Annotated in this window: 25 protein-coding genes; 1 reads left to right on the top strand and 24 read right to left on the bottom strand. The window is 45.3% G+C overall.

The annotated features are described in order from the left end of the window. Window positions 1-66: 66 nt before the first annotated feature. From ylqF to BA724_RS14730, 20 genes are all read right to left on the bottom strand, one after another. Window positions 67-921 carry a ribosome biogenesis GTPase YlqF gene (gene ylqF / locus BA724_RS14635; protein ID WP_069939419.1) on the bottom strand — a complete coding sequence of 285 codons (855 nt, stop codon included), beginning with the start codon at window positions 919-921 and terminating at the stop codon, window positions 67-69. Between the two features lie 24 nt (window positions 922-945). Next, window positions 946-1,485, bottom strand: coding sequence for a signal peptidase I (lepB, locus tag BA724_RS14640; protein ID WP_069939420.1), 540 nt, complete (start codon window positions 1,483-1,485; stop codon window positions 946-948). 96 nt (window positions 1,486-1,581) lie between these two features. Beyond that, window positions 1,582-1,929 (bottom strand): 50S ribosomal protein L19, encoded by a 348-nt coding sequence (gene rplS, locus BA724_RS14645; RefSeq protein ID WP_069939421.1) that lies wholly within the window; start codon window positions 1,927-1,929, stop codon window positions 1,582-1,584. Window positions 1,930-2,058: 129 nt separating this feature from the next. Further along, window positions 2,059-2,790: a tRNA (guanosine(37)-N1)-methyltransferase TrmD gene (gene trmD / locus BA724_RS14650; RefSeq protein ID WP_069939422.1), complete on the bottom strand. Its 732-nt coding sequence runs from the start codon at window positions 2,788-2,790 to the stop codon at window positions 2,059-2,061. Further along, complete coding sequence (gene rimM, locus BA724_RS14655) at window positions 2,787-3,302, bottom strand: ribosome maturation factor RimM (protein WP_069939423.1); 516 nt, start codon at window positions 3,300-3,302, stop codon at window positions 2,787-2,789. Before rimM ends, trmD begins: the two co-directional genes overlap by 4 nt. A gap of 4 nt (window positions 3,303-3,306) precedes the next feature. Continuing rightward, window positions 3,307-3,696, bottom strand: coding sequence for a YlqD family protein (locus BA724_RS14660; protein ID WP_069939424.1), 390 nt, complete (start codon window positions 3,694-3,696; stop codon window positions 3,307-3,309). An 81-nt stretch (window positions 3,697-3,777) separates the two neighbouring features. After that, the gene (rpsP, locus tag BA724_RS14665; RefSeq protein ID WP_046179148.1) at window positions 3,778-4,050 is read right to left on the bottom strand and encodes a 30S ribosomal protein S16; all 273 of its coding nucleotides are present in this window, start codon (window positions 4,048-4,050) and stop codon (window positions 3,778-3,780) included. 102 nt (window positions 4,051-4,152) lie between these two features. Further along, complete coding sequence (ffh, locus tag BA724_RS14670) at window positions 4,153-5,502, bottom strand: signal recognition particle protein (RefSeq protein WP_069939425.1); 1,350 nt, start codon at window positions 5,500-5,502, stop codon at window positions 4,153-4,155. A 12-nt stretch (window positions 5,503-5,514) separates the two neighbouring features. Beyond that, complete coding sequence (locus tag BA724_RS14675; protein WP_069939426.1) at window positions 5,515-5,829, bottom strand: putative DNA-binding protein; 315 nt, start codon at window positions 5,827-5,829, stop codon at window positions 5,515-5,517. A gap of 93 nt (window positions 5,830-5,922) precedes the next feature. After that, the gene (ftsY, locus tag BA724_RS14680; RefSeq protein ID WP_069939427.1) at window positions 5,923-6,942 is read right to left on the bottom strand and encodes a signal recognition particle-docking protein FtsY; all 1,020 of its coding nucleotides are present in this window, start codon (window positions 6,940-6,942) and stop codon (window positions 5,923-5,925) included. 20 nt (window positions 6,943-6,962) lie between these two features. After that, window positions 6,963-10,520, bottom strand: a complete 3,558-nt coding sequence (smc, locus tag BA724_RS14685) for a chromosome segregation protein SMC (RefSeq protein WP_069939428.1) — start codon at window positions 10,518-10,520, stop codon at window positions 6,963-6,965. 17 nt (window positions 10,521-10,537) lie between these two features. Next, entirely contained in the window at window positions 10,538-11,272 is a 735-nt protein-coding gene (gene rnc / locus BA724_RS14690; protein WP_069939429.1) for a ribonuclease III, read from the bottom strand. A 389-nt stretch (window positions 11,273-11,661) separates the two neighbouring features. After that, window positions 11,662-11,895 carry an acyl carrier protein gene (gene acpP, locus BA724_RS14695; protein WP_045850123.1) on the bottom strand — a complete coding sequence of 78 codons (234 nt, stop codon included), beginning with the start codon at window positions 11,893-11,895 and terminating at the stop codon, window positions 11,662-11,664. A 59-nt stretch (window positions 11,896-11,954) separates the two neighbouring features. Further along, entirely contained in the window at window positions 11,955-12,698 is a 744-nt protein-coding gene (gene fabG / locus BA724_RS14700; RefSeq protein WP_069939430.1) for a 3-oxoacyl-[acyl-carrier-protein] reductase, read from the bottom strand. Then, a complete protein-coding gene (fabD, locus tag BA724_RS14705; RefSeq protein WP_069939794.1) occupies window positions 12,695-13,642 on the bottom strand; it encodes an ACP S-malonyltransferase in 948 nt (315 codons plus the stop codon). Before fabD ends, fabG begins: the two co-directional genes overlap by 4 nt. Before the next feature lie 8 nt (window positions 13,643-13,650). Next, on the bottom strand, window positions 13,651-14,649 hold the full coding sequence (gene plsX / locus BA724_RS14710) for a phosphate acyltransferase PlsX (RefSeq protein ID WP_069939431.1): 999 nt from the start codon (window positions 14,647-14,649) through the stop codon (window positions 13,651-13,653). Then, a complete protein-coding gene (fapR, locus tag BA724_RS14715) occupies window positions 14,633-15,223 on the bottom strand; it encodes a transcription factor FapR (protein ID WP_069939432.1) in 591 nt (196 codons plus the stop codon). The genes plsX and fapR overlap by 17 nt, the downstream gene beginning before the upstream one ends. 88 nt (window positions 15,224-15,311) lie before the next feature. Then, window positions 15,312-17,369, bottom strand: coding sequence for an ATP-dependent DNA helicase RecG (recG, locus tag BA724_RS14720; RefSeq protein WP_069939433.1), 2,058 nt, complete (start codon window positions 17,367-17,369; stop codon window positions 15,312-15,314). 190 nt (window positions 17,370-17,559) lie between these two features. Then, on the bottom strand, window positions 17,560-19,230 hold the full coding sequence (locus BA724_RS14725) for a DAK2 domain-containing protein (protein ID WP_069939434.1): 1,671 nt from the start codon (window positions 19,228-19,230) through the stop codon (window positions 17,560-17,562). 18 nt (window positions 19,231-19,248) lie between these two features. Next, the gene (locus tag BA724_RS14730) at window positions 19,249-19,611 is read right to left on the bottom strand and encodes an Asp23/Gls24 family envelope stress response protein (RefSeq protein WP_069939435.1); all 363 of its coding nucleotides are present in this window, start codon (window positions 19,609-19,611) and stop codon (window positions 19,249-19,251) included. Window positions 19,612-19,834: 223 nt separating this feature from the next. On the opposite strand from BA724_RS14730, the gene rpmB reads away from it, so the two are divergent. Then, a complete protein-coding gene (rpmB, locus tag BA724_RS14735) occupies window positions 19,835-20,023 on the top strand; it encodes a 50S ribosomal protein L28 (RefSeq protein ID WP_045850130.1) in 189 nt (62 codons plus the stop codon). A 49-nt stretch (window positions 20,024-20,072) separates the two neighbouring features. On the opposite strand, the gene spoVM is transcribed toward rpmB, so the two are convergent. Genes spoVM through rsgA form a run of 4 tightly spaced genes read right to left on the bottom strand, consistent with a single transcriptional unit; the run spans window position 20,073 to window position 22,342 of the window. Next, window positions 20,073-20,156, bottom strand: coding sequence for a stage V sporulation protein SpoVM (gene spoVM, locus BA724_RS19255; protein ID WP_046175094.1), 84 nt, complete (start codon window positions 20,154-20,156; stop codon window positions 20,073-20,075). After that, window positions 20,153-20,806, bottom strand: a complete 654-nt coding sequence (locus tag BA724_RS14745; protein WP_069939436.1) for a thiamine diphosphokinase — start codon at window positions 20,804-20,806, stop codon at window positions 20,153-20,155. The genes spoVM and BA724_RS14745 overlap by 4 nt, the downstream gene beginning before the upstream one ends. After that, entirely contained in the window at window positions 20,803-21,462 is a 660-nt protein-coding gene (rpe, locus tag BA724_RS14750; protein WP_069939437.1) for a ribulose-phosphate 3-epimerase, read from the bottom strand. The genes BA724_RS14745 and rpe overlap by 4 nt, the downstream gene beginning before the upstream one ends. Before the next feature lie 4 nt (window positions 21,463-21,466). Next, window positions 21,467-22,342 (bottom strand): ribosome small subunit-dependent GTPase A, encoded by an 876-nt coding sequence (gene rsgA / locus BA724_RS14755; protein ID WP_069939438.1) that lies wholly within the window; start codon window positions 22,340-22,342, stop codon window positions 21,467-21,469. Window positions 22,343-22,348 lie beyond the last annotated feature (6 nt).

Below are 22,348 nucleotides of genomic sequence, written 5' to 3' on the forward strand. Positions count from 1 at the left end.
TTGCTCCTTACGTTTATTATCGGCACTCCGGACTTTTTTTTCACAAAAAAACGCGAAGGAGGGCCTTCACGCTTTTTTTGGTGGAATATCAAATGTAAGACGGCCAAATTGCGTTGTGCGTACATCACGGATAATAATATCTGTGACTTTGTCGTAATCTACGCCGCCTCCCGAGGATAAACATCCACGCCGTTCCCCAATTTGTTCAAATACAACTGCCATATCATCCGGCAGCTCTGTATAGCCATATCTTTCTTCTAAATGGGACGGATACCGGCTTTCAAGAAATCGCAAACCCCAAATGGCAACGTCCTGCAAGTTTAAAATCGAATCTTTAATCGCCCCGGTTAAAGCCAGCTTAAAGCCGGTTTCAGGATCCTCGAACTTCGGCCATAAAATACCCGGCGTATCAAGGAGCTCCAAATTTCTTGCCGTTTTGATCCACTGCTGCGCTTTCGTCACACCTGGCATATTTCCGGTTTTGGCAATGTTTTTCTTCGCTATACGGTTAATAAGCGTCGACTTTCCAACGTTAGGAATGCCGACAATCATTGCTCTCATCGCACGCGGCTTTATACCCCGCGCGCGCATACGATCGAATTTTTCTTTTAAAATGTTTTCGGCCGCTTTCACTATTTTATCGAGCCCATTGCCGGCTTGTGAATTGACGGAAACCGATTCAATACCGTGCTCTTTAAAATAAGCGATCCATTCTTTTGTTATCGCTGGGTCTGCCATATCCTCTTTATTTAGAATGACGAGCCGTGGTTTTTGATTTAAAATTTCATCAATCATCGGATTGCGTGAAGACAACGGCAGACGCGCATCAACAAGCTCAAAAATAATATCAACGAGCTTCAATTTTTCTGTTACCTGCCGTCTTGCTTTGGCCATATGGCCGGGAAACCATTGAATCGTCAAGCGAACACATTCCTTTCTGTCCGTTTAGTCTACTAGATGAATCTGATCAAACGGCCAGTAGACTAATTTCGTTTCACCAACAATTTCATCTATTTTAATCGTGCCAATGTGGCGTCCATCTTTACTGAAACGCCGGTTGTCGCCGAGCACAAAAATTTCACCTTCCGGCACCGTTTCCTGGCCGGTAATTTCAGCGAGTGTAAAGTCCGGTGTGAGCGGACCATCGGTTACTTCGCTTTTATATTCATCTAAATAAGGTTCATCGATTACTTTGCCATCCACATATAAAACATCATCTTTATACTCAACTGTTTCGCCCGGAAGCCCAATCACCCGTTTTATGTAATCTTTATTTTCCGGCGCATGAAAAACGACGATATCCAAACGATCCGGATCGCCGAGTTTGTTGACAATCATACGATCTCCACTTTCAAGCGTCGGCATCATCGAAAGTCCATCGACGACAATCGGCGCAAAAATAAAATAACGGATAAGAGCTGCAAGCCCGACTGCGATCAACAGTGCTTTTGTCCATTCCCAAAACTCATTTTTCCCTTCAGCCATGCTGGCACCACCTTCATTCTAAGTACATCCATCATATCATGATGCGTGTAAAATCTGAAAGAAAAAGGAGTCTGCAGGCAGACTCCTTCTAACATCTTAGTATCTGATTTCTTTAATGCGCGCTGCTTTACCGCGTAGGTTACGCAAGTAGTACAATTTCGCACGACGAACTTTACCACGGCGCATTACTTCGATTTTCTCGATTTTTGGTGTATGAAGCGGGAATGCACGCTCAACGCCCACACCGTAAGAAATCTTACGTACTGTGAAAGTTTCGCTTACGCCGCCACCGCGACGTTTGATTACAACGCCTTCAAATACCTGAATCCGCTCACGTGTACCCTCGACAATTTTAACATGTACACGTACAGTGTCTCCCGGACGGAATGATGGAAGATCAGAACGAAGCTGCTCCTGTGTTAACTCTTGAATCAATTTGTTCATTGTGTTTTCCTCTCCTTCTAACAAATGCTCATACCCGCGCAATCACGACAGCGGAACACCGTTGTAATGCAGTGTGATATTTTGCACACTGACTCCGAAATTTTATCATATACTTATATTGAAATCAACTTATTTTCGTATTTTCCATGAATCAATTTGCTGCTGTTCTTCTTTCGTCAGCTCAATCAATTCTAATAAATCGGGACGTCGTTCCCATGTACGTTTTAATGACTCTTCACGGCGCCATTCATCAATATGTTTATGGTTGCCGGACAAAAGCACATCAGGTACTTTCATGCCTCTGAAATCAGCCGGCCGTGTATAGTGGGGATGCTCCAAAAGCCCGGATGAGAACGAATCCTTCACTGCCGAATCTTCATTTCCAAGTACACCCGGCAGCAGCCGGACAACACTGTCTGCCACCACCATCGCGCCGAGCTCGCCGCCTGTTAATACATAATCTCCAATCGAAATTTCATCCGTGACAAGATGCTGGCGGACTCTTTCATCATATCCTTCATAATGTCCGCATAAAAAGATAAGATGCTCCTCTTTTGAAAGCTCCTCGGCTTTTTGCTGCGTGTATCGCTCGCCTTGTGGACACATCAAAATAACGCGGGGGTTCTCCGCCGTTTTTTTCAAGTCATCCACTGCATCAAAAAGCGGCTGCGGCTTTAAAACCATCCCTGCTCCGCCGCCATACGGATAATCATCGACCACTTTATGCTTTCCTTCCGCATAATCCCGGAAGTTTACAGCCCGAAATGTGGCTTTCCCTTTATCAGCTGCTTTTTTCATGATGGAAGCAGAAAAAACGCCTTCAAACATTTCCGGAAACAATGTTAATACATCGATTTTCATTCGAGCAATCCATCTATCGGCTCGATGATGATCAGCTTTTCGTCTGGATCAACCGATTTGACCACGTCATCGATATAAGGAATATAAACTTCTTTGGCACCATTCTGCACAACCCATACATCATTGGCACCAGGCGTGAGTACTTCTTTCACGACACCAATTACGTCACCTGCGGCTGTTTTCACTTCACAGCCGACGATCTCATGAAAATAAAACTCTCCTTCATCCAAACCCCCAAGATGCGCTTCATGGACTTTTAAGACAGCGCCTTTAAACGCCTCGACATCTTGAATGGATGGGCGGCCTTCAAACGTTAACAAATCAAAGGTTTTGTGGGTGCGATGCGATGCGACAATAACCGGCGTGCCTTCTTTGTCTCCTTGTTTAAAAACCGCAAGCTCGCTCCCTTTTTTGTACCGTTTTTCGGGAAAGTCTGTCCGTGACAAAACACGGACTTCTCCGCGCAAGCCATGTGTATTCACTATTTTTCCAACGTTAAACCATGTGCTCATGTTTTCACCCCTCGGTGCGAATTTCTACAATGACGCCATCTTTTACAACAATTGTGCCGCCGGTTTTTCCATCAAAATGGTCGCCGGTTTTTATGTCAACAATCGATTGAATGTCCCGTTCTTTCAGTTCAGTCCCAAGCGGCAGCTGATCAAGCTGGCTTATTTGAAATTCCACCACCGCTAATTTTTCATGGCGCTGATCAATTTCAATTTGAAACCGGGCCGCCGCTTCCGCCTGCTTGGAGCCGCCGCGTTCCGCTTTTTTCTTTTCGAATAACAACTGGGCTGTTTCCCGCTCTAGCCGGCGCTTTTGCTGTTCGTATGCATTCATCCGGTTTTGTTTCAGGGAATCTGTTACCACTTGAACGACTGATACTGTTTGTAAAATGTGCATCCCCACCGCTCCTTTACATGGAACAAAAATGGCAATTCCCCAAAAGAAAATTCTTTTGGGGAACTGTTGTCTCGCAATAGCTTACTTGCTGTATTTGGCATTATGGAATTTTTCCATAAGTCCTTCTTTTGAGAAAAGATTGCGAACAGTATCAGATGGTTTCGCACCATCTTGAAGCCATTTAAGTGCAAGCTCTTCATTGATTTTTACTTCTGCCGGCTGAGTAACCGGATTGTATGTTCCGATTGTTTCGATTGAACGGCCATCACGCGGCGCGCGGGCGTCAGCTACTACGATACGATAGAATGGGGATTTTTTTGCACCCATACGTTTTAAACGAATTTTTACTGCCATGCTAATAAGCACCTCCGAAATAGTTTCACACAAGATAGAATCATACCAAATAGTTAAAGTGTTGTAAAGTGTTTTTTCTTTACAGATTAAATCTGCTTTAGATTACATAAAAGGAAGCTTTGGCATACCGCCTTTTTTCTTGCCTTTTTGCTGCATTGAAGACATTTGTTTCATCATTTTTTTCATGTCTTCAAACTGTTTTAACAAACGGTTTACTTCCTGAATCGATGTTCCCGAACCGCGGGCAATCCGCTTACGGCGACCGGAATTAATAATTTCCGGCTGTTGTTTTTCATCCTTTGTCATGGAGCGGATAATCGCTTCAACACGGCCGATTTGCTTTTCGTCAACCTGCACATTGTTTAAGCCTTTCATTTTGTTTGCGCCCGGAAGCATTTTTAAAATTTCATCAAGCGGTCCCATTGAACGCACTTGCCCGAGCTGGTCTAAAAAGTCGTCGAAAGTAAAAGACATCGTCCGCATTTTTTGCTCCAGCTCTTTTGCTTTTGTTTCATCGACATTAGTTTGTGCTTTTTCAATGAGTGACAGTACATCGCCCATCCCAAGAATACGGGATGCCATTCGTTCCGGATGAAATTGCTCAAGTGCGTCCAGTTTTTCGCCCATCCCGACAAATTTGATTGGCTTGCCGGTTACAGCACGGATTGACAATGCAGCCCCGCCACGTGTGTCTCCATCAAGCTTCGTGAGCACAACACCAGTGATGCCAAGCTGCTCATTGAAGCTTTCTGCTACATTCACAGCGTCCTGGCCAGTCATGGAATCGACAACAAGAAAAATCTCTTCGGGCGATGACAGTTCTTTAATTTGTTTTAGCTCATCCATTAACCCTTCATCAATGTGAAGGCGGCCGGCTGTATCAATGAGAACATAATCGAGATGATCATCTTTCGCTTTTTGAATCGCCTGCTTGGCAATTTCAACCGGGCTTACTTGATCACCCATTGAAAAGACAGGCATATCCAATTGCTTCCCAAGCGTTTCAAGCTGTTTAATCGCTGCCGGACGATAAATATCGGCTGCAACTAAAAGCGGTTTCCGGTTATACTTTTTGCGAAGTAAATTCGCAAGCTTTCCGGTCGTTGTCGTCTTCCCTGCCCCTTGCAGCCCGACCATCATAATGACGGTTGGCGGACGTTTTGCTGTGCCGATCCGGCTTTCTTCGCCACCCATTAACGCCGTTAGTTCTTCCTTAACGACTTTAATGACTTGCTGTCCTGGTGTTAGGCTTTTCATCACTTCCTGGCCGACAGAACGCTCACTTACTTTTTTGACAAATTGTTTGACAACTTTAAAGTTAACGTCCGCTTCTAAAAGAGCCAGACGCACTTCTCGCATCATTTCTTTTACATCGGATTCGGATACTTTCCCTTTGCCGCGAATTTTCTGCATTGTTCCTTGCAGTCGTTCGGCCAATCCTTCAAATGCCATCATGCAGTCCCCCTATTCAAGCTCCTCAATCGCCTCGATAACTGCCAGCATATCTTCATCAGCCCGTTCTTTCAACTGATCGATTAATGCCTGACGTTTTTGGAACTTCTTTAACAGCATTAACTTCGCTTCATATTCTTCAAGCATTGCTTCTGTGCGTTTTATATTATCATAAACGGCCTGGCGGCTCACTTCGTATTCATCGGCAATTTCACCGAGCGAATAGTCATCCAGGTAGTATAGGGACATATAGCTGCGCTGTTTGTCGGTCAGAAGCATCTGATAAAAATCATACAGATAATTCATCCGCATCGTTTTTTCAAGCACGGCTGCCCCTCCTTTGTTAAGTGAAAAACCTTTACACTAAAAATAGTGTACCTGCATCTGTCTTTCCTGTCAAGAACGGTGAAAAACAGCCGTTTATTCGGCTGTTTCATCCGCTGACTCAGATTCTTTTTGCTCAAATGCCTGGGCAAACAGTCCGTAGGCATATTTTTCAGCATCAAACGGCTGCAGATCATCCATTTTTTCGCCAAGGCCGACAAATTTAACCGGCACGCCCAGTTCTTTCCGGATGGCGAGTGCGATGCCGCCTTTTGCCGTACCGTCAAGCTTCGTCAGTACAATACCCGATACATCTGTCGCTTCTTTGAACGTTTTTGCTTGAATCAGTGCATTTTGCCCCGTAGTCGCATCGACCACGAGCAGAACCTCATGCGGCGCCTCTGGAACTTCCCGTTCAATCACGCGTTTTACTTTTTGTAATTCGTTCATAAGATTAACTTTATTTTGCAGTCGGCCGGCTGTGTCACATAATAAAATGTCGGCACCTCGTGATTTGGCTGCGCGCACAGCATCATACATGACGGCGGCCGGGTCGGACCCTTCCGTCTGCTTAATGACGTCCACGCCTGTTCGTTCTCCCCACACTTCAAGCTGTTCAATCGCGCCCGCACGGAACGTATCGCCGGCCGCAAGCATTACTTTTTTGCCTTCTGTTTTGAATTGATGTGCAAGCTTGCCAATTGTTGTCGTTTTGCCGACACCGTTGACGCCAACGAATAAAATAACTGTTAATCCTGTATCTTGAATATTTAATTCAGATGACATCTCATCATCGCCAGCGTAAATATCCACAAATTTTTCCGTAATGATTTCCCGGATCGCTTCGGGTTCATTGGTGTTTTGCCGCTTTACTTCCAGCTTCAGCTCATCAATCAGCTCCATCACCGTATCAAACCCAACATCCGCCCCAATCAGAATTTCTTCCAGCTCTTCAAAAAAATCTTCATCAATTTTGCGGTAGCGTGCAAACAAATTATTCATTTTTTCGGAAAAACCGGATCGTGTTTTTTTCAGTCCTTCCGTATATTTTTCGGTTGTTTGTTCCTGCTCCTGCGAGCCGGAAAATTTATCTTTTAATTTTTTAAAAAAGCTCATCGTTCCCATCCTTCCTTTTATTACGTCGCCGCCGCTTCTTCAAGTCTTACTGATACAAGGCTTGTCACCCCTGATTCCTGCATGGCAACTCCATAAAGTGCATCCGCTTCTTCCATCGTTTGTTTACGATGCGTAATAATGATAAACTGCGTTTCTTCACTAAATTCTTTTAAATAACGGCTGAATCGATGAACGTTCGCTTCATCGAGCGCTGCTTCCACTTCATCTAAAATGCAAAATGGCACCGGCCGCACGCGCAAAATCGCAAATAAAAGCGCAATCGCTGTCAGCGCCCGCTCGCCGCCAGACAGTAAGCTTAAGTGCTGTAGTTTTTTCCCAGGAGGCATTGCTGAAATATCGACACCTGAATTGAGAATATCTTTCGGATCCGTTAATTTCAATTCTGCCCGGCCGCCGCCAAACAGCTGAATAAATGCCGGCTGAAATTCAGCTTTAATCGCTTCAAATGTTTCTGAAAAACGGCGCGTCATTTCAATATCCATTTCGCTCATGACATCCCGAAGTGTTGATTTTGCTTCTTCTAAGTCTTCTTTTTGAGCGCGTAAAAAAGCCACCCGTTCAAACGTTGTTTCATATTCTTCAATAGCCCCAATATTCACATCGCCCAGTTCTTCTATTGCTTTTTTAATAAGCCGCACGTGCCGTCTCGCTTCGTCAATGGGGTGTGTTAAAGGGTACATTCGCTCTGCTTCCTCAAACGAAAGGCCGTATTGTTCATTTAGCTTTTGCAGCCATGTATCAATCTCAACATCTAAACGGGCAATTGCTATATCGTGTCCACGCACTGATTCGGTCAAGCCTTTCAGCAGTCGGCGTGATTCTTGCAGCGAAGCCGCTTCTTCTTCCAGCTTTTGTGCCTTTTCATTTCGCGCTGCCTTAAACAAGACGCTTTGTTTGACGAGCCTGTCTTTTTCAATCGCCTGTTCATCCGACTGCTGTGCAAGTGTCAATTCGGTCGATCCACTGTTAGACCGCTCGTTTTCTATAAATGCCTGTTCATCTTTCAGCTGTTTCAGCTGCTTTTGGACATCTGACCATTCCATACGCAGCCGATTTTCCTGCTGGTTGTTATAAGCAAGCTGTTCTTCAAGCACCGCTATTTGTGGACGGAGCGTATTAAACTGCTCAGCCAGCCGATCCCGTTCAGAGAAGTCCGTTTTTTGTTTTTGCTCGATCGAAGCAATTTGCTTATCCAGCAATTGAATCGCTTGCTGGTTTTGGGCCAAAAGTTCCGACGCTCCGCCTTTCCGTTGTTCAAGCCGGTCTTTTTCTTCCTGAAACTCTCGTTTTTCCGCATCATACACAGCGAGACGATCGTTAATGGACTGTTCGCTAAAAGACCATTCCAGCTGTTGATTTTTTGCTTCTTGAAGTCCTTGGCGGTATAACTCGCCGGTTTCCTCAAGGCGGCCGACAAGGCGGTCGCATTCAGCGGCGCGAACCTGCAGTGACTTCACTTCTTTTTCTACTTGGGCTGTTTTTTGTTCCATCTGCTTTATTTGTCCGTTTAACGTTTCCAGTTCATTTTTGCGGCCAAGCAGCGACGCACTGTTTTTTTTCATTGAACCCCCGGTCATCGAACCGCCGGCATTCACCACGTCACCTTCAACTGTTACCACACGATATCGATGATTCATTTTTCGGGCAATATTGTTTGCTTTTTCAAGTGATGACGCAATGATCACATTTCCGAGTAAATGGCTGGCTGCGTGCACATACTGCTCATCATAGTCCACCAGCTCCACGGCTGTTCCGAGAAAACCGTTCTCATGCCGGACAGACGCTAATACATGATCTGGAATCAATTTTTCTTTTACCGTTGAAAGCGGCAAAAACGTCGCCCGGCCACTTTTTTGCTGTTTTAAGAAAGCGATCGCTTTTCTCGCCACTGGCTCATCCGCCACAATAATATGCTGAAGGGCCCCGCCAAGTGCTGTTTCAATGGCCAGCTCGTATTGTTTCGGCACCCGGATCAATTCGGCTGCAGCTCCAATCACACCCGGCAGACGTCCATTTTTCTCTTTTAATACTTCTTTCACACCGGAGAAAAAGCCCGAATAGTCTTCTTCCATGGATGCTAAAAGATCACGGCGGGACGACGCTTCCTGTAAAATTTGGTATGCCTTATATAAAGCATTTCGTTTTTTTTCAAGCGATTCTTTTACTCTATCGCGCTCCCGCTTCGCTTCCCGATAGGCAGTTGTATGTTCATCAAGCTTCCGCTCTGCTGACAACCTTGCTTTTTCAATTTGCTCCTGCTCTTGCTGAAGCGCGGCTCGTTCAGATAAATATTGATCGTTATGTCCACCGAGCCGTTCAAATCGGGCCGTCAGCCGTTCAAGCTGCCGATCAATTTCAATGAGCTCATTTTTAGCGGCCGCTTCTTTACTTAAATGGTCAATGTAGTCGGCTTTAAGCGAATCTAGTGTTTCCCCTCTGTTCCCTGATAGTGCGCGCAGCATTGTTTCTTTTTCGGCTGCTTCTTTCTTTAACAAATCAAGCGCCTGCTTTTTTGTTTTAGACAGTTCTTTTGCTTCTGCCAATGCTTGTTTTAACGAAGCTTCTTTTTCTTCTGCTTCTTTCACCGATTTCACGAGCTTTTCTTCATTATAGGAAGCGTTTTTTTGGCGTTCATCCATTAAACGCCTTCTGCCCTCAATCTTTTCAAGCGATTCAATAACCGCCATAAGCTTTTGCTGGGTCGATTCTTCTTCGAGTGAGAGCTTTTTTATTTCCTGTTCGAATGCTCGGATGCGTGATTCAGCTTTTTCTGCCTCTTTAGTAAAATAGGCAATTTGCTGTTCTTGATGCTGCCGGTCTTTTTTTCGTTCTTCCCATTCTGCATGTGATTCCGCAATATCGTACGCCCAGACAGACGCTTCCACTTCTTTTAATTCTGCTTTTTTTTCAAGAAAATCTTTTGCAGCAGCTGCTTGAATTTCCAGCGGTTCTACCCGCTGTTCCAGCTCATACAAAATGTCCTGCACACGGCTGACATTTTCTTCTGTTTCCGCAAGCTTTACTTCCGCCTGTTTTTTTCGGGTTTTATATTTCAGCACACCGGCAGCTTCTTCAAAGATCGACCGTCGCTCTTCCGGGCGGCTGTTTAAAATTTCATCGACGCGTCCTTGTCCGATAATGGAAAACGCACCGCGGCCAAGCCCGGAGTCCATAAACAATTCAATAATGTCTTTTAAACGGCAGCTTTGCTTATTGATGAAAAATCCGCTGTCGCCATTCCGGTTCACGCGGCGAGTGATACTTACCTCACTGTAATCAAGCGGAAGCGCCCCATCCCGATTATCGAGCGTAATGGTCACGTCCGCTTCATTCAGCCGCCTTCTCGAATCACTTCCAGAGAAGATAACATCTTCCATTTTTCCGCCCCGCAAATTTTTAGCGGACTGTTCACCCAATACCCAGCGGATCGCTTCTGTAATATTGCTTTTTCCTGAACCATTCGGTCCGACAACTGCCGTTACACCGGGCATAAAATCGATGGTTACTTTTCCTGCAAATGATTTAAATCCCGCTATATCAAGCTTTTTCAGGATCATACCTATCCACCTGTCTCCTACTTCGATTGTTTTACATGTTCAAGCGCCATGCGCGCCGCAAATTGCTCTGCTTCTTTTTTTGACCGGCCCGCACCACGGCCGAGCACGATGTCGTTTAACGAAACCTCTGTAATAAATTCTTTATTGTGTGCAGGACCCTTTTCTTCTAAAATCCGGTAAGAAGGTGATCCTTTTAGTTCACGCTGGACAAACTCCTGCAACTGACTTTTAAAATCCATCACATGAGAAAAAGCACCGGCGCTGATTTTCGGAAAAACGAGTTTTTCCAGAAAAGGAACAACAGCTTCCATCCCCTGGTCTAAGTAAAGAGCACCAATGTATGCTTCAAATACATCGGCTAAAAGAGCTGGCCGCATTCTTCCTCCGGTCATTTCTTCCCCTTTTCCCAGCAAGATGAGCTTGCCGAATTCAAGCTCGTTTGCAAATGTGACCAGTGATGGTTCACAAACAACTGCTGCCCGGAGCTTCGTTAATTCTCCTTCTGACATAACCGGATATGTTTTATATAAAAATTGTGAAACCGTCAGCTCTAAAACAGCATCTCCTAAAAACTCCAGCCGCTCATTGTCCTCATATGGTTTTCTCCGATGCTCATTCACATATGATGAATGCGTAAATGCCTGCTTTAATAATGTTTCGTTTTGAAAATGAATGCCCGTTTTCTCCTGAAATTCGTAAAACTCCGTATTTTTTCGTTCGGAATAACGCTGCTCCCGATTTGTTTTTTTCATTCTTGTTCCTCCGCAATGTTAAAATGCACACAAAAATAGTTTAGCCGAAAAAAATGCATAGCGCAAAGAGAATTAAAAGCGTAAGGCGTCCGTTTATTGGCGACAAGCATAAGATGAGCACCGGCGGAGGCGCTTTTTGCCTCCAGAAGGGCTTGAATGGGTAAATGGAACAAAAGCTAAGAGCGCGGCATCGTGCCGTCGCGCTTTAAAGCCGCCACGACCTGTGGCATTCGCCCGACTAAGCCATCCAGGCCGTCGCAACGCTTTTATGCCCCATATCCTGCGGGTCTCGATGGCGCCTGGAGCTGGATAATGCCCAAGAATATACACTTTTTGTCTTTAAACGAAAAAAGCAGACCCGAATAGCCGGATCTGCCATTAATGGACGATTAGTTTTTGCTGTTTATGTACGTTACAGCGTCGCCTACCGTCGTAATATTTTCCGCATCATCATCGGAAATTTCCATATCGAATTCGTCTTCAAGCTCCATTACAAGCTCCACAACATCTAAAGAATCCGCTCCAAGATCTTCCTTGAATTTTGCATCAAGGTTGATTTGTGATTCTTCGACACCTAGACGATCAACGATAATTTTGGTTACACGTTCTAATACATCTGCCACTATGATTCACCTCCCCTCAAGTATTATAGACGATTCACTTCATCAAAACACGCTTTTTATTACATCGCCATGCCGCCGTCAACACCTAGAACCTGACCGGTGATATACTTGGCGCCATCACTAGCTAAAAATAATGCGGCGGCGGCGATGTCATCAGTGTCACCGAGCGTGCCGAGTGGAATTTGACCGATCAGCTGCTCTTTTGCCTCTGCCGGCAGTTCATCTGTCATGTCTGTTGCGATAAAGCCGGGGGCAATCGCATTCACTGTAATGCCCCGAGCAGCAAGCTCACGGGCTGATGCTTTCGTCAACCCAATCACACCTGCTTTTGCGGCTGTATAGTTCGCCTGACCCGCATTTCCGATCCGGCCGACAACCGAAGAAATATTAATAATCCGGCCGCTTCTTTGTTTCATCATTTGACGTGTTACCGCTTTTGTACAAAGGAAAACACCTTTTAAATTCGTGTTAATAACGTCATCCCATTCCTGATCTTTCATACGCATAATCAGGTTATCGCGCGTAATACCCGCGTTGTTCACCAAAATATCAAGGCGGCCAAATTGAGCAACTGTTTCTTTTACCATTGCCTGTACAGCATCACCATCTGAAATATCGCATTGAACGATAAATGAACGTCGTCCCATTGCTTGAATTTCATCGGCTACTTCTTTTGCTTTTTGTTCATTCCCGGCGTAATTGACTGCAACATCCGCACCATGACGGGCAAGTTCTAATGCAATGGCTTTCCCGATGCCGCGGGACGCGCCTGTTACAAGTGCTGTTTTCCCTTCAAGATTCATTCCGTCTCCTCCTTCAGTGCTACCACTGTTTTCACAATCGATTCTTCATCGCTGATGGCGAACGTCCGAACACGCCGATTTATTTTTTTGATCAACCCGGATAAAACGGTTCCCGAACCGATTTCAATAAATGTGTCAACACCTGCATCGAGCATCGTTTGCACACTGTCTTCCCATAGAACAGGTGAATACAGCTGTTTCACAAGGTTTTCTTTAATCGTCTCTGCATCGGTAACCGGCTGTGCATCCACATTGGCAACGACCGGTATACGACTCGATTGAATATTTGCTTTATCAAGTACAGCTCGCAGCTTTTCAGCGGCAGGTTCCATAAGCGGTGAATGAAAAGGGCCGCTGACGTTTAACGGAATCACCCGTTTTGCGCCTTTTTCTTTTAAGAGAGCAGCTGCTTGTTCAACACCTTCTTTTGAGCCTGAAATGACAATTTGTCCAGGACAGTTGAAATTGGCCACTGCTACGACAGCGCCTCCTTGCGTTACACTCATCGTCACTTCTTCAAGCACTTCACGCTCCATGCCAAGGACTGCTGCCATCGCGCCTTGACCGGCTGGCACCGCTTCCTCCATTAAATTACCGCGCTGATGAACCGCCCAAACCGCTTCTTCATATGTAATGGCGCCGGCGGCGGCTAAAGCAGAGTATTCTCCAAGACTGTGGCCTGCTGTAAAGTCTGGTGTCACTCCTTCTTCTTCAAACCGTTTTAACACAGCCATACTGACAGCTAAAAGAGCCGGCTGCGCGTTCGAAGTGAGTGTCAGCTCTTCTTCCGGTCCGTTAAACATGATGTCTGTTAATGAATAGCCCAGTTTTTCATCCGCTTTTTGGAACATCTTTTGTATATGTACATGCTGATTAGCTAGTGACTCTCCCATGCCGACCTTTTGGGAACCTTGTCCCGGAAATACAAACGCGATTTTCCCCATTGATTTTGTCATTCCTTCCCGCTGGCAATTTGTGATTCGATAATGGCTGGCACATTCGCCTGCGCCATTTTGTAAGCTTGTTCGATTGCATGATAAAAAGCGTTTGCGTCAGATGATCCGTGCGCTTTAATAACCGGCGCTTTTAAGCCAAATAAGCCGGCACCGCCATATTCAGCATAATCCATTTTATTTTTTAAGCCGCGCAGTTCATCTTTTAAAAGCAAGGCGCCGAGTTTTGACTTCGTTGACGCTGTTAACGCCGTTTTTAACATAGAGAAAATAGACAGCGCGCTGCCTTCGATCGTTTTTAACACCATGTTGCCAGTAAAGCCATCTGTTACGACAACGTCAGCTGCGCCATTCAACAACTCACGCGACTCAACATTGCCGATAAAATTCATTCCAGGTGCCTCACTTAGCAGTTTATATGCCGCTTTCGTTAATTCATTCCCTTTTTTTTCTTCTGTTCCGATATTTAATAATCCGACACGCGGCTTTTTTATACCACGCACTTTTTCCGCATAAACAGAACCCATTATCGCATATTGAAGCAAATGCTCTGGTTTTGCGTCTGAATTAGCCCCTGCATCGAGCATCACAAAGCCTTTGCCGTCAACAGTTGGAAACGTAGGCGCTAAAGCCGGACGCTCGATTCCGTCAATACGGCCGACAATAAATAACCCTGCTGCCATAAGCGCGCCTGTATTTCCAGCTGATACACAAGCCGCTGCTTTTTTATTCGCTACAGCTTCTGCCATCATGACAAGTGATGACTGCTTTTTTCGGCGGACGGCCCGAACAGGCTCATCCGTGCCGAGAATAAAATCCGGTGAATGAATAACTTCCGTGCGGATCTGACTGCCTGCGTCTAACAGCGGCTGAATTTTTTCTTGATCTCCAAAAATCATTAATTCCAGCTCCGGCAATTCTTTTAATGCCCGGTTAACACCAAAAATGATTTGTTCGGGCGCATGATCCCCGCCCATTGCATCAATTGCCAGTTTCATCTTTTTTCCCCTTTTCTGCAGATTGTGCACGAAACATCGAAAATTCACCCCGGAATACAAGGTCACTGCCAACGGAACTTGACACGTCTACAATTGTTCGTCCTTTTTCAGACCGAATGACTTTTGCTTTCGCAACGACGCGGCTGCCTTCTTTGACCGGCTGTGTGAAACGAATTTCCGCTTTACCTGTCAGCGCCATTTCATCGTTAATCACCGCTACAGCTAATGAATTAGCTTGCGCAAATAAGTGATGACCGCGCGCGATGCCATTTCGCGTAAACACATGCTCTTTTTTTACATCAAAAATCGAAATGGCGCTTTTGTCTAATTCAATGTCAATAATATCACCGATCACTTCTTCGATGGGAAGTGAGCGCACTTCATCCTGCATGTTTTTCTCTGCTACATATTTAATGCGTTCCCGCAGCTCCGGAATGGACAGTTCCATTCGATCCAGCCGAATCGTTTGAACGCTTACGCTGAATTCCTGTGCCAGTTCTTCATCCGTCACAAATGGATTTTCCTGAATCGTTTTTTGCAGACGCTCCTGGCGTTCTTTTTTTGATCGTCTCATCTTCTATCCCACCATCCGATATTAGGACTAGGTACTAAAAAACAGTATAAAGATAACAAAAAAAGAATGCAAGAGGCAACTTGCATTCTTAGTCCAGCTTTTCGCCGGCGAGTACGCCCGAATCAGTCAAAACGGCCCGCAGCTGGGCATATTCATCGCTCTTCCAAAAAGCTGGATCATTGATTAATGTTTTTGCATCTTCTCGTGCAGTTTCAAGCGCGCGGTAGTCATGTACCATGTCAGCCATTTTAAATTCTGGCAGCCCGCTTTGCTTGCGGCCGAAAAAATCGCCGGGACCGCGCAATTCTAAATCCTTTTCGCTTAGCACAAATCCATCATTTGTTTCTGTCATTGCAGTCATACGTTCTTTGCCGGTTTCAGATTTTGGATCGGCAATAAGCATACAATAGGATTGTTCAGAGCCACGTCCAACGCGTCCACGGAGCTGATGAAGCTGTGACAAGCCAAATCGTTCCGCATCGTAAATAATCATCACTGTCGCATTGGGTACGTTCACACCCACTTCAACAACGGTTGTCGATACGAGAATATTAAGTTCATTGGCGCTGAACGATTTCATTACTGCGTCTTTTTCTTCCCCACTTAATCGACCGTGCATAAGACCAACTGTGAATTTCCCATGAAAATAGCTTGTAAGCTGCGCATGGACATCGAGCGCATTTTGAAAATCAAGTTTTTCTGATTCTTCAATAAGCGGGCAAATGACATATGCCTGCCGTCCTTTTCGCAGTTCTTTTTCCGTAAACTCAAGAACACGGCCAAGCATCTCTTCTTTTGCCCAATATGTCTCAATCGCTTTACGGCCCGCGGGCATTTCGTTAATAATCGACACATCCATTTCACCAAAAACGGTAATGGCAAGTGTCCGCGGAATCGGCGTTGCCGTCATAAATAAAACGTCCGGATTCTCCCCTTTTGAGCGAAGTACACGCCGCTGGTTGACGCCGAACCGGTGCTGTTCATCTGTAATCACAAGCCCGAGATTATGGAATATAACATCATCTTGAATAAGCGCATGTGTCCCAATTAAAATATCGATGTCGCCTGCCTGAAGTGCACCAAGCAGTGCTTTCCGACGTTTGCCTTTTACTGTGCCTGTCAACAAGGCGGTCGTAATGCCAAACGGCTCAAGCATATCATGAAGCGATTTCGCATGCTGCTCAGCCAAAATTTCAGTTGGCACCATTAACGCACCTTGAAACCCGGCTGTTACCGATGCATAAAGTGCCAGTGTTGCTACCGCTGTTTTCCCGCTGCCAACATCTCCTTGCAGCAGCCGGTTCATCCGATATGGCGACTTCATATCTGCACAAATTTCATTCACAGCTTTTTTCTGTGCATTGGTTAACTCAAATGGAAGAGAATCAATTAATTGTTTCAGTTTGGCAAGGTCATATTTTTGTGCGATACCTCCGGACTGCTCCCGAATCGTTTTTCGGAGCGCCTGCATTTTCAACTGAAAATAAAAAAATTCTTCATACACAAACCGACGGCGTGCCTGCTTCATTTCATCATGTGATTCCGGAAAGTGGAGCGCTCGAATCGCTTCTTTTCTTTCCATCAAGCGATACTGTCCAAGTAAGGGAGCTGGCAATGTTTCTTCAATGTGATCACCGTACAAGTCAATGGCCTGTTTGACAAGCTTTCGGAATTGCTTCAGCGGGATTGCATTGCGCAGCAAATAAACCGCCTCAAAATCCGTTCCACGCGAATAGGGTCCAATCTCCAGCAGCTGTCCCGAAACCGACAGCCGGTGGCGGTCCCATTTTCCCGTCACAGTCACTTTATCGCCAACAGATGCTTTTTTCTTTAAATAAGGCTGATTAAAAAAGGTCACATTAATCAAATGAGGCCCAGACAGCATTTTAAATGTTAAGCGTGATTTTTTCTTTCCGTAATACATGACAGACGGCTCTGTTTGAATAATGCCTTCAATTGTTACTTTTTCATCATGTGCCGCTTCTTCAGGGCTTTTCAGCCGCATATCATCATAGCGGGCCGGGACAAACTCCATTAAATCACCAACGGTCAGTACTCCAATTGATGACAGAGACAATTCCGCTTCTTTCCCCGCTCCTTTCAACACACTGATTGGCTGGTTAAGGGGATGACCAATTTCAAGCATTCTTTTTCCTCCTTTCATATACAAGGATCAAATGCTAAGATCGCGATGTCAATCGCAACGCATTTGTGACCTGCTTCCTGCTGGCCCAAGGATCAAATGCTAAAATCGCGACATCATTCGCTGCGCATTTGCGACCTGCGTCCTGCAGGCTTAATAAGAAAAAGAGAGAGAATGATCTCTCTCCCTTGTTTTATTCAATAGAAAAAATAAATGGATACAGCGGCTGCTTTCCACCGTGGACTTCCACTTCAACATCCGAATAATTTTCCTCAATAAAATCTGTTACTTGTCCCACTATTTCCTCCGAGGCTTCTTCCCCATAAATAACTGTGACAATTTCTGATTCATCATCGAGCAGTGATTGAAGAAGCTCTTTCGCCGTTTCTATTATTTCGGAATGCGTGACAACGATTTTGCCTTCTGCCAGACCCATGAAATCGTCTTTTTTAATATCAATGCCGTCAATGGTCGTATCCCGGACAGCATGCGTTACTTGCCCTGTCTTCACTTGAGCAGACGCTGCAGTCATAGCATCACGGTTTGATGATTCATTCCCATCCGGATTAAATGCAAGTAAAGCCGCCAGCCCTTGTGGGACTGTTTTCGTTAAAATGACAGAAACATTGGCTTCTGATACTTCCGCCGCCTGTTCTGCGGCCATAATAATATTTTTATTATTCGGCAGCACAAAAACATGCTCAGCGTGACAATGTTCAATGGCCTTCACGATATCCTCAGTAGACGGATTCATTGTCTGGCCGCCTTCAATCACAGCGGTTGCGCCGATACTTGTAAACAATTCACCAACACCCGATCCCATCGCAACCGTCACAACACCATATTTCGCTTTTTCAGCTGGCTTGGCGGCTGCAGGTACTGAAGACGACTTTGTAATGGCGCTATGCTGCTCACGCATATTTTCAATCTTCATATTGATCAAGCTGCCGTATTGCTGTCCGATCGTCAGCACATCACCCGGATGCTCGGCATGGATGTGTACTTTGGCAATTTCATCATCGGAAATGACAAGCAGTGAATCACCAAATTCACTCAGTTCATGGCGAAACCGATCTTCGGAAAAAGGATTTTTTGATAGTTTTTTTTCGTCGAACTTCACCATAAATTCGGTGCAATAGCCAAATTCGATGTCTTCTGTGTTCATAAAGCTTTGTACACTTTTATGATGCTCGGCACTAACAAGATCCATCATGTCCTGCCGCGTTGAGAGCGCTGCTGGAAGTGCTTCTCCTTTAAGTTCAGCTAAAAAGCCTTCATACACAAGCAAAAGCCCTTGTCCGCCGCTGTCCACCACGCCCACTTCTTTTAAGACAGGCAGAAGCTCAGGCGTCCGGTTCAACGAAGCCTGTCCTTCTTCTACAAATGCCTCCATGACAGCAATAATATTCGCTTCTTTTTGTGAAACGGCTACTGCTTTTTTGGCTGCATCTTTTGCGACCGTTAAGATCGTTCCTTCCACCGGCTTCATAACCGCTTTATAAGCTGTTTGGACGCCCGCTTCAAACGCAGCGGCCAGTTCAAAAGCCGAGACTTCCTGCTTGTTGGCGATTGCTTTTGAAAAGCCTCGGAAAAGCTGAGACAAAATAACGCCGGAATTTCCCCGCGCGCCCATCAAAAGCCCTTTCGACAGCGCTTCCGCCGTTTTGCCGAAATGCGTTTGTTTTGACGATTCGGTTTCTTTTGCTCCTGATGTCATCGACAAATTCATATTCGTTCCCGTGTCGCCATCCGGAACCGGAAACACATTCAATGCATCTACCATATCCGCATTCACCGATAAATGCTGCGCGCCCGCCTGAACCATCCTGGCAAAGCGCAGCCCGTCCAATGAAGTCATACCCACAAAAATTTCCTCCTCACACTACGGGTTCGTTACCCGTACACCCTGTACAAAAATATTAACAGAATCGACTGACAGCCCGACTGTTTGATTAAGCGTGTATTTTACTTTTGACTGAACATTACTCGCCACTTCGGAAATTTTTGTTCCATAGCTAACGATAATGTACATGTCAATAAAAATGCGGTCTTCTTCCTGGCGTACGATCACGCCGCGCGTGAAATTTTCACGGCGCAAAATTTCCGCAATGCCATCTTTTAATTGTTTTTTTGACGCCATGCCGACAATGCCATAGCAGTCTACTGCCGCGCCACCTGCAATCATCGCGATCACTTCATTTGAAATGTCAATTTGACCGAGCTCTGTCGTTAATTCAATCGTCACAAAAAATCCTCCTCGCGAATCAAACTATAGTCATTTTACTATATTTATATACAACTTCACAACTGAACAAACGAATTGACTGCCTTTTTAACTGTCAAGTGATTTTTCTTGAAAGACTTTTTCAAAGCTGTTGCATTCATTGGTTGATTATGATAAATTATTTAAGTGTCTTGCACATAAAAACGTAGACAATGATGATCCTCAATAGTAAGGAGTGAATACAATGCCAAAAAAATGTGTTATTTCTGGCCGTAAAGCACGTACTGGAAACAACCGCTCACACGCGATGAATTCAAGTAAACGTACATGGGGCGCTAACCTTCAAAAAGTTCGTATCCTCGTTGACGGTAAACCAAAACGTGTTTGGGTTTCTGCCCGCGCACTTAAATCTGGAAAAGTTGAACGTGTTTAATTTTTCCATAAATAAAAAAGCACCGGCGCCAAATGGCACTGGTGCTTTTTTATTTTCTTTTTTTTCCGGCTGACAGCACCATACGGATCATGCCCCCGACGAATTTCGGCAGTTTCAACGTGTAAAATTTCAATGGCTTCTCCTCCCGTCACGGCTTCTTATAACCATTAATATGCCTGAACGGAACGAAAAGACCCCCTTTTTTTCAATGAGTTCATTGCTGACACACCTTGAAGAACCTTTTTGGACAGTATAATTGTAAAGCGGAAATTTAAACCCCGAAAGTGTCAGCCCTTCCACTTGTTCACTCATGGCAAAAAACGAAATATATGGCCATTTTTCTTTTTGGGCAATGGCCGCTTCTCCCGGTGAATAAACAGAAATTTCATTTTGGCGGTCAACAATCATAACAGGACAATCCAGTTCTTTTTTCATAAGCAATGTAACCGCGCCGAAAAAGTGGTCAAGGCGCCCGCCTGTCACTCCGTACAAAAAAATCGCTTCTGGATGTTGCTTTACAGCAGCATTCAACGCAATTTCAAGATCAGTTTCATCTTTTTCAGCCGGAAATTGAACATAATCCGGAACCATAGCTGCAACCCGTTCCCATTCTTCAGTCGTTATCGAGTCAAAGTCCCCAAACGCTTTGGCAGGTATAATGCCTCGTTCGAGCAAATAAAGGGCGCCCCGATCGACGCCAATCCATTGCTCCTCCTTCTCAAGATCCGCATTTAAATTTGGCAGCTCATCTTCAGGCCCGCCGGCTACGATCCGAATGATCACGCGCTTTCTGCAGCCGCACGAATTGCCTGAATCGCCGCACCTCGGTCCTTTTCATTGTAAATGGCGGACCCGGCAACGAGAACATTCGCACCTGCTTCAGCACAAATTTTAGCCGTTTCTGCATTTACACCGCCGTCCACTTCGATATCAACTACTACGCCTGCCTCTACAATCATTTCACGGACACGGCGGATTTTTGGTACAACCGCTTCAATAAAAGATTGGCCGCCAAATCCAGGATTCACTGTCATTAACAGAACCATATCGATGTCGCGAATGACATATTGGAGTACATCTGCCGGCGTAGATGGGTTTAAGACGACCCCCGCTTTGACACCAAATGAACGGATAAGCTGAATGGTCCGGTGCAAGTGCGGGCACGCTTCAGCATGAACCGTAATAATGTCCGCTCCCGCTTTCGCAAACGCTTCAATGTATCGGTCCGGATTGCTGACCATTAAGTGCACGTCCAGCGGCAGGGCCGTTACCGGACGGATCGCTTCTACAATAAGCGGACCGATCGTAATATTTGGCACAAAATGACCATCCATTACATCAACATGGATATAATCCGCGCCACCGTTTTCCACGTCTTTTACTTCTTCACCAAGCCGCGCAAAGTCAGCGGACAAAATAGAAGGGGCAATCTTGATCATAACATCAGTACCTCGGCTTTCTCTCTTTAATTTCCTCTATAAACTGCAAATAATGATCGTAACGATAAGAAGGTATTTCTTCCTTCTCCACCGCTTGTTTTACGGCACATTTTGGTTCATTAATATGAATACAGCCACGAAATTTGCAAGAAGAGCTCAACTCTGCCATCTCGGGAAAGCAAGACGAAACATCTTCCACATCAATTCCATCAAACTCCAACGAACTGAATCCAGGCGTATCTGCGACCAGCCCGCCCGCTGCCGGAATTAATTCCACGTGCCGGGTTGTATGCTTGCCGCGGCCTAGAGAGCTCGAAATTTCATCCGTTTTTAATGCGAGATCCGGTCGAATCGCATTTAATAGTGATGATTTTCCAACGCCTGATTGTCCTGCAAAAACAGACGTCTTACCGGTTAAATAATCTTCAAGCGAGTTTAGGCCAGCCATCGTTTCAGAAGATGTTTCCACGACGGTATAGCCAATCTTCCGATAATCTGCAATAAATGCGTTCAGCTTTTTCAAATCGTCAGCCAGATCCATCTTTGTCAGACAAATAACCGGTTCGATATGTTTTGACTCGATCAGCACTAAAAACCGGTCGAGCAGCATTGTACTGAACGCTGGTTCCATCGCCGAAAAAACGAGCACCGCCTGGTCAATATTAGCGACCGGCGGCCGAACAAGATCATTTTTTCGTTCTCCAATGGATAAAACATAGCCTTCTTTATCATTTTCCGCTTCATATTCAACATAATCTCCGACGAGCGGGGTAATGTTACGCTTTCGAAATACTCCCCGACCGCGGCATTGAATAATGTTTTCCCCATCAAGTACGTAGTAAAAACCGCTTAACGCTTTAATGATTTTGCCTTCTGGCATGTAGCA

This window comes from Domibacillus iocasae, from assembly GCF_001750285.1.
Lineage (GTDB): Bacteria > Bacillota > Bacilli > Bacillales > Domibacillaceae > Domibacillus > Domibacillus iocasae.